The sequence below is a fragment of the Devosia marina genome, from assembly GCF_009758415.1.
Classification (GTDB): Bacteria; Pseudomonadota; Alphaproteobacteria; order Rhizobiales; family Devosiaceae; genus Devosia; species Devosia marina.
On record NZ_WQRF01000001.1, the window covers coordinates 1,294,890 to 1,307,335 of the forward strand.

Here is a 12,446-nt window from a genome sequence, read left to right on the forward strand (position 1 = left end):
ATCATGATATATGGATACGAATGAAGCGATTGAGGCCTTCGCCGCCCTGTCTCACCCTGGGCGCATTGCCATTTTCAGATTGCTCGTCGCCGCCGGGCCCGATGGGGTGCCCGCGGGGCGCATCGGCGAGCAACTGGGCCAGAAGCAAAATACGACCTCGGTGAATCTGTCGGTGCTGGATCGCGCTGGTCTCGTCAGCGGCGAGCGAGATGGCCGGCAGGTGATCTATAGGGCCAATTTCGCCGCTGTAGGCGGGCTCGTTGCCTATCTGCTCGAAGATTGCTGCGGTGGCCGCACCGAGGCCTGTACGCCGGTGGCGGCAATCCTGGCGCAAACCTCATCCCCCAGACCAGATCAGTGTGTTGAATGACCGATTTCGCCGAAACCATGCCTGCCCTTGCGGCAGACCAATTCATGCTGCCCGAAGCCGATCGCTTGCTGACGCCGAAACTGTCGACGCACAAGCCGCGCATCCTGATGCTGTATGGTTCTCTGCGCGAGCGATCCTATAGCCGCTTCGCGACCCAGGAAGCTGCCCGCATTCTCGAAGCCCTTGGTGCCGAAGTGCGCATCTTCCATGCCAACGGACTGCCCTTGCCCGACGACTCGACGGCCGATCACGCCAAGGTGCAGGAATTGCGCGCGCTCTCGCTCTGGTCCGAAGGACAGGTCTGGTGTTCCCCCGAGCGCCATGGCGCCATGACTGGCGTGATGAAATCCCAGATCGACTGGCTCCCGCTCAACTCCGGCTCGGTCCGCCCGACCCAGGGGCGTACCCTGGCCGTGATGCAGGTCAGCGGCGGCTCGCAGAGCTTCAATGCCGTCAACCAATTGCGTCAGCTCGGACGATGGATGCGGATGATCACAATTCCGAACCAGTCTTCGGTGCCCAAGGCCTTCCAGCAGTTCGACGCCGAGGGGCGCATGCTGCCTTCTTCCTTCTATGACCGCATCGTCGATGTGATGGAGGAGTTGATGAAATTCACCCTGCTCACCCGCGACCGCGCCGATTATCTGGTCGACCGCTATTCCGAGCGCGTTGAAAGTGCAGAGGCGCTCAGCAAGCGCGTGAACCTCAGCGCCGCGACCTAGTAGGTCCTGGCGCCCAACTGGTCAAAGGTCTGAAACGTTTCCACCTGCGGCCGCGCAAAGTGGTAGCCCTGGAACAGTTGGATGCCGAGGGCCCTGAGTACCGCGAGCTCCGCCTCGGTCTCTATCCCCTCCGCAAGAAGGGTGATGCCCAGCTCGGAGGCGATCGCCACAAGGCCACGGACAATGGCCTGCTTAACCGGACTGGAGTCGATGTCGCGCAACAGTTCCATGTCCAGCTTGATCAGATCGGTCTGAAAGTGTGCCAGCAGAGAGAGCCCGGCATAGCCGGCTCCGAAATCATCCAGCGCGGTGGTAAAACCCATGCGGCGATATTCGGACACGATGTTGCTGACATGCGCCACATCGCTCATGTGCTCGTTTTCGGTAAACTCGAACATCAGTCGACGCGGATCGAATTGCATCCGGCTGGCTGCATCCAGTGTGGCGCGGATGCAGGCCTTTGGTTCATAGACCGCATTGGGCATGAAATTGATGCTTAGCTTGGCGTCTCCCCGAGCAATGTGTCGACCGGCCAGTTCAATGGCCCTGACCCGACAGGCCTGGTCAAACGCATAGCGATTGGCCTCGGTAACGTGGCTCAACACCTGCAGGGCGCTCTGGCCACCCACGCCGCGCACGAGTGCCTCGTAACCCCAGATGCGCTGGGCCTGAACATCGACGATAGGCTGAAAAGCCATGGTAAAGGGAAGTGCAAACGCATTGGCGTCGGCATTGCGACAGCCAAAACAACCGGATTCAGACATTTTTTAAGTGCTCAGAAGATTTCAACAGTGACGTTACGCCAATATTGCCTTCCCAGCTCTTAAGGATCCCTGCCTGTGAAAGCGCTAATCCTTGGCCGCGCTCGGCGCCAAGGTGAGCTTCAATCCGTCCAGTTCATCCGAACACAGGATCTGGCAGGACAGGCGCGAGTTCGATTTCACATCGCCCACGCTGTCGAGCATGTCTTCTTCTTCCTCGCTCGGCGCACCAACGGCGTCGAGCCAGTCACTGTCGACATAGCAATGGCAGGTGGCGCAGCTCAGGGCCCCGCCGCATTCAGCCTTGATGTTGAGGCCCCAGTCGCGAATGACTTCCATCACCCGCCAGCCCTCGAGCCCTTCGAGCTCGTGAACTTCGCCTGCCTGGTCGGTAACATTGATCTTCATGGGGCGCTCCTCAACAGCGGGGCGTCCATACCCCTCAAAATGCCCCGCCGCAAGAGCGAGGCCGCTAGGCAATTCGGCTTGGAGCGTTTCCAGCAAAAGTGGCAACGGTTTTGCAGTTCGGAAACGCGACGGAACAAAGCCTCAGGCCACGCCTAGCTTCTTTTGCAGCTTGGTGGAGCTGGTGGTGTACTGGAACACCACGCGCTCGCCCGGCGAGACGACGGCCTTGGCTGCCTGCGCCATCAGCGCGGCCTCATGGAAACCGGAAAGGATCAGCTTGAGCTTGCCAGGGTAGTAGTTGATGTCGCCGATGGCGAAGATGCCGGGCACCGAGGTCTCGAACTTTTCGGTATCGACCACGATGGTGTTGTCGTTGAGTTCAAGGCCCCAATCGGCCACCGGACCAAGTTTCATGGTCAGGCCGAAGAACGGCAGCAACCGCGTAGCCGGGATCGACAGATCGCCCGCCGCGGTGGTCAGGTGAACATGGTTGATCATGCCATTCTCACCGTCGAGTTTGGCAATCTGTCCAAGCTGGAAATTCACCTTCCCGTCCGCCACCAGCTCACGCATCTTGTTGACCGAAGCCGGCGCCGCCTTGAAGGCATCGCGGCGGTGCACCAGGGTCAGCGTGCGCACGATGGGCGCCAGGTTCAGCGTCCAGTCCAGTGCCGAGTCGCCACCGCCCACAATCACCACGTCCTGGTCGCGGAAATCTTCCATCTTGCGGACAGCATAGAACACCGATTTGTTCTCGAATTCCTCGATTCCCGGCACGGGTGGGCGCTTGGGCTGGAACGAGCCGCCACCGGCCGCGATCACCACCACCTTGGTGAAAAAGGTCTCGTCCGCATCGGTCGTGAGCTTGAACGAGCCGTCTTCCAGTTTCTCGATGGAATTGACCATGCGCGAGAAATGGAACTCGGGCGAGAACGGCGCAATCTGCGCCATCAGATTGTCGGTCAATTGCTGCCCGGTCACCACCGGAAAGGCCGGAATGTCATAGATCGGCTTTTCGGGATAGAGCTCTGCGCACTGCCCGCCGGGCCGGTCCAGAATGTCGATGAAATGGCATTTGATGTCGAGCAGCCCGAGTTCGAAGGCCGCGAACAGCCCGCAGGGGCCCGCGCCAATGACAACGACATCGGTGGTGATTTCAGTGCTCATGCTTGTCTCAAGTCCATTCAGACCGGTACTGCGTCGCAGCCCCGGAATTTCGGTCCCATCGGGGCGCGCTGCCCCGCATTGCTCTCATGGGAACCGCCGCTGTCACCAGCGGCCCCGGCTTCTGCCTCAAAGGCGACTAATGCGCTCCACTTATCTCAGGAGACACGACGAAGGAAGGGGCGCGTGCCCATGGGCACTTCAGAAAGCCCCACTGGCTGGTAGAACAGCGCCATTTCCGGCAGGCGGTCTTCTTTAAGCGCCTCACGGGTCGGCTCATGGGTCACCACCAGCGCATTGAAGCCGCAGCGCCACATATGCGGAATCTGATCCTGCAAGACATCGCCTACAGCCCTGATTTCACCGGCGTAATTCAGTCGCTCTACCAGCAGGCGCGCCGTGGAATAGCCGCGACCATCGGTAAAGGCGGGAAAGCTGATGGCGATCGAGGCGAAGCGCGCCAGATCATCGGCGGCCTCTTCAATTGCGTCGCCAGGCGAGACCTTGAGCCCGAGCGGATGTGGATTGGCCAGATAGGCCTCCCGATTGGCCAGGAACTCGGCCATTGGCACATGAACATAGCGTGCCTCGGACGGATTGGCACCTTCGGCCCATTCCTTGAACGGGTCGGCAATAAAGGCCCCGTCTTTCCAGAGCGTGTGGCGTGTAGCGGCACTCATCGGGGAGGCAATGGCTCCGTTGAAATCGTAGTGGATGCCGCACTCCTTCTTGTTGAGGCCGCGCCACCGTCCGGCGCGCGGGTCCTCACCATCGGCAACCGCCGAAGTACAAGGCGCACAGCCAATGGACTTGTAGCCTTTGGCATAGAGCGGGTGCTCGGGCAAGCTGTGCGCCTGCCGATATTCGATGACATCGGCATCGGAGAAATAGGCCAGCGGATTGACCTTGATCCGGTCATCGCTGGTCAATTCAAAATGCGGCAACACCCCGCGCTCCGAGGTTTGATAGCGCTTCCGCCCAGTCACCCAGCCACCATATTGCTCGGTGATCGGCTCCAGTGGCTCGGTCTTGCGGATATGGCAGCACGAGTCCGGATCGGTCTCCCACAAATCGCCATTCGGGTCGAAACGCTTCACATCATCCGGGTTCGGGTGGATGGCATGCACATTGAGCAGGCCGAGCTGCTTCTTGAGCGTCTCGACATAGTCCAGCGTCTCGGGAAAGTGCTTGCCGGTTTCCAGGAAATACACCGGAAGCGACGGATCAACCTGCGCCACCATATGCAGTAGCACTGCCGAATCCGCGCCAAAGGACGAGACAATCGCCATGTCGCCCGGCAGCACCTCGGTGATGGCATAGCGCAGCACGCTGACGGCATCCATCTCATCGAACATGCCATTGAGCGCCAGAATACCCAGCGCCTTCAGCTTTTCATGCGCGGCCGGGGCAGCCGCCGGTGCGAGACTAGACTGTGCCATAAAGCGCCTCCTTGAACGGAGCCTCACCCAGGCGCCGATAGGCATCCAGAAACGGCTCATCCGCGCTGGTGCGGTTGGCAATGTAGAAATCCACCAGCTTCTCGATGGCGCCGGGTACTTGCTCGGCCTCAAAGCCGGGCCCGATGATCTTGCCCACTGAGGCGCCTTCCGTGGCGTCGCCACCCAGCGTGATCTGATAGAGCTCGCCGCCCTTCTTCTCGACGCCCAGAATACCGATATGGCCCACATGGTGATGCCCGCAGGCATTGATGCAGCCGGAGATCTTGATCTTGAGATCGCCGATCTCCTTTTGCCGCTCGGGCGCGGCAAACTTGTGCGATATCTCCTGCGCAATCGGGATCGAGCGGGCATTGGCCAGCGCGCAGAAGTCGAGGCCCGGGCAGCAGATCATGTCCGTGATCAGGTTGTTGTTGCCCTCAGCAAGACCATTGGCGACAAGCACGTCGAACACGGCTCGCAGATCGGCAACGGCGACATGGGGCAGAACCAGGTTCTGCTCGTGGGTCACCCGCAGCTCATCGAACGAGTATTTCTCGGCCAGATCCGCGACCACATCGATCTGCGTATCGGTCGCATCGCCAGGCGCGCCACCAACCGGCTTGAGCGAAATAGTTACGGACGCGTAGCCTGGCACCCGATGCGGATGCAGATTGTTGTCGAGCCAGCGGCCATAGGCCGGATCGATGATCGATTCATAGGCCACGTCCACCTTGTCACCCGAACGGTCGGCAAAGTCCGGCGGCGCGAAATAGGCAGTGATGCGGTCGAGCTCTTCCTGTGGCAGGGTCAGTACACCGCCGCGCACCTCGGCGAATTCGGCCTCAACCTGCCCCTTGATGCTCTCCAGACCCTCTTCGTGCACCAAAATCTTGATGCGGGCCTTGTACTTGTTGTCCCGGCGTCCATAGCGATTGTAAACGCGCATGATGGATTCAAGATAAGCCAGCAGATGCTCATTGGGCACGAAGCTGTTGATCAGCTTGGCCACCATGGGCGTACGCCCCAGCCCGCCGCCAACCCACACTTCCCAGCCGATCTCGCCGGCGGCGTTCACTGCGGCCTGCAAACCGATGTCATGGAAACGGATGGCCGCCCGGTCGTTCGGCGAACCGGTCATCGCTATCTTGAACTTGCGTGGCAGATACGAGAATTCCGGATGCAGGCTCGACCACTGACGGATGATCTCGGCCACCGGACGCGGATCGATAATCTCGTCTACGGCGGCACCGGCGAACTGGTCGGTAGTCACATTGCGAATGCAATTGCCTGAGGTCTGGATGGCGTGCATTTCCACGCTCGCCAGCTCGTCCAGGATCACCGGAATGTCCTTGAGCTTGGGCCAGTTGAACTGGATGTTCTGGCGCGTCGTGAAATGACCATAGCCACGATCATAGGTGCGCGCGATGTGGGCCAGCTTGCGCATCTGCCTGGACGACAGCGTGCCATAGGGCACGGCAATGCGCAGCATATAGGCGTGGAGCTGCAGATAGAGCCCGTTCATCAGCCGTAGCGGCCGGAACTGGTCCTCGGAAAGCTCGCCCGAAAGGCGGCGCTTCACCTGGTCTGCAAACTGTGCTGTGCGACCCGCTACGAAAGCGGCGTCGAATTCGTCATATCGATACATGCCCGTCTTCACCTAAGTGCTGGCGATCATACGCCTGCCCATTGAGAGTCAGGGGAGCGGTGGGGCCCGCCGCCCTAATGCGTTCACGCAGGCGCTTGGGCACGATGCGGCCCTCCACCTGCTCAACCTCTTCAGCTTCCACGCTGATCACCCGACCGGTCGCCTTGGTCGCCACGATCGCGCTGTCGAGTTCGGCCTTGTCCTCCTTGGAGAACAGGCGTGCTGCCTGCAGATCCTCGATCCAGTTGCCTTGCCCGTCGAGATAGACGGTCGCCCCCGAGATCAGTTCATTGCCCGTCAGGATGTCCATTGTTACGCTACCTTGAAACTGCTTGCGGCCGCATCGGCGGCATCCGCCCAATCGCCTTCAGCCACGGCCCGGCCGACGAGAATGACCGCCGGTCCATCGACAAAATCCACCGCGCCTGCCGCCAATTGCCCCAGCGTTGCCGCATAGAGCGTGCGGTTTGAGCGCCCGGCATTGACCACGATGCCCACCGGCAGGTCCGGCGCAGCCCCGAGTGACACCAGCCGCCCGGCAACTTCGGCTGCAATCGCCTTGCCCATATAAAGCGCCAATGTAAGACCGGACTGCGACAAGGCCGCCCAGTGGGCAAGGTCACCGTCATCGGCACCATGCGCCGTCGCCATCACGAAGCCACTCGACACCTTGCGTAGTGTTACCGGCGTCGCGCTGTCCGCCGCAGCGGCCAGGGCCGCACTAACACCCGGCACGATCTGATAGGCGATGCCCGCCTTGCGCAGCGCAGCGATTTCCTCACCGGCGCGCCCGAACACCATCGGGTCACCCGATTTGAGGCGGGCAACCTTCTTGCCCTCGCTGGCGAGACGAACGATTAGCGTATTGATCTGCGCTTGACTGAAAGAATGATGTCCCCGCGCCTTGCCGACGCAGATTTGCTCGGCGTCGCGGCGGCCCATCTCGACCACAGGCGCCGGCACGAGCTGGTCATGCACGATCACATCGGCTTGCTGCAATAGCCGCTGCGCGCGCAGCGTCAGCAAGTCTTCGGCGCCCGGCCCGGCGCCGATCAGCCACACTATGCCCTGCCCGCTCCTGTCAGCCGCATGGGCGGACAACAGCTTTTCGGCCTCGGCGATCCCGGCAATGGGACTGGAGGCCACAGCCTGTTCGACAGCAGGCGAGGACACCAGATCCTCATAGTAGCGCCGCCGCGCCGCCCCGTCATGAATCAGGCTCTCAACACGATGCCGCAAACCTCCGGCCAGACTCGCGATTTTCCCGACCCCCGGCGCCAGCAGCGCCTCGATCTGAGCCCGCACCAGCCGCGCCAGCACCGGCGCATTGCCTTCGGTGGAGATCGCCACGGTCAGCGGCGCCCGCTCAACGATGGACGGGGTGTAGAAGTCGCATTCGCCAGGCACGTCGACCACGTTGAGCGGAATGCCTAGTCGCCGCGCCTCCGCCTTGGCGAGCTCAGCATCCGCGCCCTCTTCGGCCACAAACACCAGCGCCGCCCCAGCAACATCTTCCGCGCGCAAAGCGCGTTCGAACACCGCGACGGGAAAGGCGGAGAAATCGGTTTCGATCTGGCGGGAATAAATCTCTATCGATGCGGTCGTCTTAGCAACCAACCGGACTTTGTTAAGGGCTTCGTCGGCGCCACCGACGATGATGACGCGCCTGCCCTTGACCTTGAAGCTCAACGGAAATGTGTTGAGAAGTCCCATAGTCGTCCTGTCTGATAGATGGGACAAAATAATCCAAAACGCGCGCTTGCAACAAGACGTTGAAAATCAATAGCTTTTATATTTCCCTGCGCTTGGCCGCCGTGGAAATCCAAGCGCGGCAGGCCATGCGAGCCGCCAAATGAATCCCTTCCGGCCCCAATGCACGAAAATTTTGCTCAAGCGTCGCGCTCAGCCCTGACGGCTTGGCACCTGCACCACGAGGCCGTCGATCTCGTCGCGCACCTTGATCTGGCACGAGAGGCGGCTGTTGTCCCGCACATCGAAGGCGAAATCGAGCATGTCTTCTTCCATGTTGGACGGGCCACCAACCACTTCTCGCCAGGCTTCATCGACGTAAACATGACATGTCGCGCAGGTGCAGGCACCGCCGCATTCCGCCACGATCCCCGGCACCGCGTTCACGATCGCGGTTTCCATCACTGTCGAACCATTTTCCCCTTCGGTTTCAATGCGTTCGCCATCGTTGGTAATATAGGTGATCTTGGTCATTAGGTGCCTGTAGAACGTCGATCAAAGGCCGAGCAGGCCCTCGAGATAATGTTTATCGATACCGAACATAGCCTTGACCGCCGCGATCCGGTCAAGCACCGACTGGCGGGAAGCTGCCTTGCCCTTTTGTGCAACGATCAGATTGTTCTTCGGTGTATGGGCGTCGGAGACAAACTCGAACACTTTGGTGCGATAGCCATGCGCCTCCAGCAGCAGCGCCCGCAGCCCGTCCGTTACCATCTCGGCCTGCTTTTCCATGAAGGTGCCATGGCGCAGCAGGAACTCGAGCCGGTCGTCGGCCACGCCGATGCTCATTTCGCGCCGAATCTGCTTGTGGCAGCACGGCGCCACGGCAATCAGCCCCGCCCCCGCCGCGATTCCCCGAAAGATCGCGTCATCGGTCGCCGTGTCGCAGGCATGCAGCGCAATCACCGCATCGGCGCCACTAGCGTCATAGTCTAGAATGGACCCTGACTCGAACCGCAGTCCGGCAAAGCCACTCTTCTGCGCCAGCGCATTGCCGGCCGACACCAGCGCCGCCCGCAATTCGACGCCAATGATCTCAGCGCTTCGCCCCTGCGCCTGCAGATGGTCATAAAGCGCAAAATCCAGATAGCCCTTGCCCGCGCCCATATCGAGGATCTTCGGATTCTCTGCCTTAAGCCCCTGAATCAGAGGAGCAAAAATTTCCACCATCTTGTTGATCTGGCGGAACTTGTCCTGCGCATCATTGCGCACCTGCCCGTCCTTGCCGGTAATCCCCAGCGCGTGCAGCCACACCGCAGAAGTGTCCGATAGCGGCCGGTTCTTGGCCCGGTCGTGACTGGCTTCGGGCGCCGCACGGCCGCTGGTTTCTGTTCGCTTCAGCCGCTGCTTGTCGCCCTGCCGTTCAAACTGCAGGTCAGATCCGGTCGCTTCCAGTCGGGCAGAGCGCCACTCGGCGGCGAGCCCGTGCTCAAGAAAACCCGCAGCCTCGTCCAGCGTCAGATTTTTGGTGATGTCGCGGGTCTTGTAGCGAAACACAAAGCTCAGCCGCTCGCCGGCCTTGATCGACACCTTGCGCGCCTCCACCGATTTGAGCCCGGCTTCCGCGCCATGATAGCCGCCGCATTTGAGCCGGATCAGCGAGCCGTCCACAAAGGCATCGCGCAATGCCGCAACGAATTCGGCGATACGGTCCGGCGCGTTCAATGCCGTTCCTTGGTGGTCAGGAAATCGATCTTGGGCCAGTCCTGCTTGGCCCGGTCCGCCCACCAGGCATTCTGCGCCAGGAATACCGGCGCGCCATTGCGATCTTCCACCATGTTGGTCTTCTGGGCGGCGATGAAGCGCTTGAGTTCCTCGGCGTCTTCACACTCGACCCAGCGCGCCACTTCAAAGCCCAGGCTCTCAAAGGTGATCGGCACCCCATATTCCTTGGCCACCCGTGCCGAAAGCACTTCGAGCTGCAATTGACCGACCACGCCCACGATCCAGTCGGCGCCCATCATCCGGCGGAAGACCTGGGTCACCCCCTCCTCCGCAAGGTCGTTCAGCGCCTTCGACATCTGCTTGGTCTTCATCGCATCGGTGAGGCGGACGCGGCGGATGATTTCCGGTGCGAAGTTGGGAATGCCCGTGACATTGATATTGGCGCCCTCGGTCAGCGTATCGCCCACCGACAGGGTCCCGTGGTTGGGAATGCCGACAATGTCTCCTGCAACAGCCTCTTCAGCCAATTCTCGATTGCTGCCGAAAAAGAACATCGGATTGGACACGGCCATATCCTTGCCCGAGCGGACATTTTTGAGGCGCATGCCGCGCTCGAACTTGCCCGAGCACAACCGAACAAAGGCAATGCGGTCGCGGTGATTGGCGTCCATATTCGCCTGCACCTTGAACACGAATCCGCTCACCTTTTTATCCGAAGGCGGAATGGGCGCCGGCAAAGCTGGCTGCGGCCGCGGCTCCGGACCCCAATCCCCCAGCGTACGCAGCAATTCGGCAACCGATACGCCCTTGAGCGCCGAGCCGAACAGCACCGGGCTCAGATGTCCTTCATGGAAGGTCTTGAGATCGAATCCCGGCAACATTGCCTGCGCCATTTCCAGTGTCTCAAGCGCACTCATGAACACCGGATTGTCGATCAGTTCCTCGACCTCAAGAAGATCTTCAAGCGCCTCGTACTCGGCCAGGATCTTGCCCTGTGGATTGAGCACGCGCTTCTCGACCAGGTCGATATAGCCGCCGAAATCCACGCCCTGCCCGATCGGCCACAATACCGGCGTCAGGTCGAGCGCCAGCTTGCCCTGGATTTCGTCGATCAGTTCGAGCGGGCTGAGCCCCTCGCGGTCCACCTTGTTGATGAAGGTGATGATCGGAATGTCGCGCAGCCGGCACACTTCGAACAGCTTCAGCGTCTGGCTTTCAATGCCCTTGGCCGCATCGATCACCATGATCGCGGCGTCCACCGCTGTCAGCGTGCGATAAGTATCCTCAGAAAAGTCCGAGTGGCCCGGCGTGTCGAGCAGGTTCAGCGTCAGCCCGTCAAATTCAAACGTCATCACCGATGAGGTGATGGAGATGCCGCGCTGCTGCTCCATTTCCATCCAGTCCGAACGGGTCGAACGCGCCCCGGCCTTGCCGCGCACCATGCCGGCCGACTGGATCGCCCCGGCAGCCGCCAGCAGGCGCTCGGTCAGCGTGGTCTTGCCCGCGTCCGGGTGCGAAATGATCGCAAAGGTCCGGCGGGTCTGGAACGGTTCAAGATTGGTCCGAGGCGCAGCCTCGATGGCAAGGGACTGTGTCGACATGGGAACTTTTGGGCATGGGGTGCCGGACAATCGGCACGCGCGTCATAGTGGCCTGCTCTATAGAGAATGGCCGTTGCCCGGTCAAATGACGGGGCTGGGAGGCCGTTGCGGCGACTTTCCGGGTTCATCGCGCAAGACCAAAAAACCGTCGGGACCAGGGGCACGGCGACGCATGCCGCTATCCCTGCCCATTAAGCCGGTATTAAGCATAATCGTCGACGATAAGCTTAGACGCAGGAGGTATTTATGCGCACACTCATGGTGGCTTCAGCCGCATTGCTATTGGCATCGCCAGCGCTCGCTGCGGATAAATTCCTTCCTTACCAACCCGAGCCCTATTACCCAATGTCAAATGGCGGCTGGGGCGGCCAGTATCTCGGCGCCACTCTTGGCGGGCAACGCACGCGTATCGACGTCCCCAGCGAAGGGACCTTCGAAGACAATGGCTTCATCGGCGGCCTGTTCGCAGGCTACAATGTCCATCAGGAAAACCTGGTCTATGGCGCCGAAGCGGATGCTGAATGGTCTAGTTATGACCAGTCGGTGGCCTGCGGTACGCGCGCTGCCTGGACTTGCCGGGGCTATGTGAATTTCCAGGGCTCACTGCGCGCCCGGCTTGGTGTCGCAACCGACAGCTTCCTTGTCTACGGGACTGCCGGGCTTGCCGCAGCCCATGCCGGCGGTTCGACCACCAGCCCGACCAATGTCAGCTATCACGACTCTTCTATCCGCTTCGGCTGGACCGTCGGCGCCGGTGCGGAACTTGCCTTCAATGAAAATTGGTTCGGTCGTGCAGAATACCGTTACACGGATCTGGGGGTGCGCGACATGACCTTCGATGTCGTTCATTCCGACGTAAAGGTCACCTCTCACGCCCTGCGAGCCGGTATCGGCTATCGCTTCTGATTGGAATTGCGGGGGT

Annotated in this window: 13 protein-coding genes; 3 read left to right on the forward strand and 10 right to left on the reverse strand. The window is 60.8% G+C overall.

What is annotated here, in order from left to right; all coding sequences use genetic code 11:
- Positions 1–10: 10 nt before the first annotated feature.
- Positions 11–370 (forward strand): ArsR/SmtB family transcription factor, encoded by a 360-nt coding sequence (locus tag GO014_RS06300; RefSeq protein WP_157289518.1) that lies wholly within the window; start codon positions 11–13, stop codon positions 368–370.
- Positions 367–1,092: an arsenical resistance protein ArsH gene (arsH, locus tag GO014_RS06305; protein WP_157289519.1), complete on the forward strand. Its 726-nt coding sequence runs from the start codon at positions 367–369 to the stop codon at positions 1,090–1,092. Before GO014_RS06300 ends, arsH begins: the two co-directional genes overlap by 4 nt.
- Here arsH and GO014_RS06310 read toward each other — a convergent pair.
- The 10 genes from GO014_RS06310 to GO014_RS06355 all read right to left on the reverse strand — a co-directional run bounded on the left by GO014_RS06310 (position 1,089) and on the right by GO014_RS06355 (position 11,524).
- A complete protein-coding gene (locus GO014_RS06310) occupies positions 1,089–1,856 on the reverse strand; it encodes an EAL domain-containing protein (RefSeq protein ID WP_157289520.1) in 768 nt (255 codons plus the stop codon). The genes arsH and GO014_RS06310 overlap by 4 nt on opposite strands.
- Positions 1,857–1,940: 84 nt before the next feature.
- Entirely contained in the window at positions 1,941–2,261 is a 321-nt protein-coding gene (locus GO014_RS06315) for a 2Fe-2S iron-sulfur cluster-binding protein (protein ID WP_157289521.1), read from the reverse strand.
- Positions 2,262–2,402: 141 nt separating this feature from the next.
- A complete protein-coding gene (locus GO014_RS06320) occupies positions 2,403–3,428 on the reverse strand; it encodes an NAD(P)/FAD-dependent oxidoreductase (RefSeq protein WP_157289522.1) in 1,026 nt (341 codons plus the stop codon).
- Between the two features lie 155 nt (positions 3,429–3,583).
- Positions 3,584–4,864 carry a phosphoadenylyl-sulfate reductase gene (locus GO014_RS06325; RefSeq protein WP_157289523.1) on the reverse strand — a complete coding sequence of 427 codons (1,281 nt, stop codon included), beginning with the start codon at positions 4,862–4,864 and terminating at the stop codon, positions 3,584–3,586.
- Positions 4,851–6,509 carry a nitrite/sulfite reductase gene (locus tag GO014_RS06330; RefSeq protein ID WP_157289524.1) on the reverse strand — a complete coding sequence of 553 codons (1,659 nt, stop codon included), beginning with the start codon at positions 6,507–6,509 and terminating at the stop codon, positions 4,851–4,853. Before GO014_RS06330 ends, GO014_RS06325 begins: the two co-directional genes overlap by 14 nt.
- Positions 6,496–6,819 carry a DUF2849 domain-containing protein gene (locus GO014_RS06335; protein WP_157289525.1) on the reverse strand — a complete coding sequence of 108 codons (324 nt, stop codon included), beginning with the start codon at positions 6,817–6,819 and terminating at the stop codon, positions 6,496–6,498. The genes GO014_RS06330 and GO014_RS06335 overlap by 14 nt, the downstream gene beginning before the upstream one ends.
- A gap of 2 nt (positions 6,820–6,821) precedes the next feature.
- Complete coding sequence (gene cysG / locus GO014_RS06340) at positions 6,822–8,222, reverse strand: siroheme synthase CysG (protein ID WP_157289526.1); 1,401 nt, start codon at positions 8,220–8,222, stop codon at positions 6,822–6,824.
- A gap of 189 nt (positions 8,223–8,411) precedes the next feature.
- Positions 8,412–8,732, reverse strand: a complete 321-nt coding sequence (locus GO014_RS06345; protein WP_157289527.1) for a 2Fe-2S iron-sulfur cluster-binding protein — start codon at positions 8,730–8,732, stop codon at positions 8,412–8,414.
- Positions 8,733–8,753: 21 nt separating this feature from the next.
- Positions 8,754–9,923: a class I SAM-dependent methyltransferase gene (locus tag GO014_RS06350; protein ID WP_157289528.1), complete on the reverse strand. Its 1,170-nt coding sequence runs from the start codon at positions 9,921–9,923 to the stop codon at positions 8,754–8,756.
- Positions 9,920–11,524, reverse strand: coding sequence for a peptide chain release factor 3 (locus GO014_RS06355; RefSeq protein WP_157289529.1), 1,605 nt, complete (start codon positions 11,522–11,524; stop codon positions 9,920–9,922). Before GO014_RS06355 ends, GO014_RS06350 begins: the two co-directional genes overlap by 4 nt.
- Before the next feature lie 246 nt (positions 11,525–11,770).
- Here GO014_RS06355 and GO014_RS06360 point away from each other — a divergent pair, with 246 nt between their 5' ends.
- Positions 11,771–12,430, forward strand: a complete 660-nt coding sequence (locus GO014_RS06360) for an outer membrane protein (protein ID WP_157289530.1) — start codon at positions 11,771–11,773, stop codon at positions 12,428–12,430.
- Positions 12,431–12,446 lie beyond the last annotated feature (16 nt).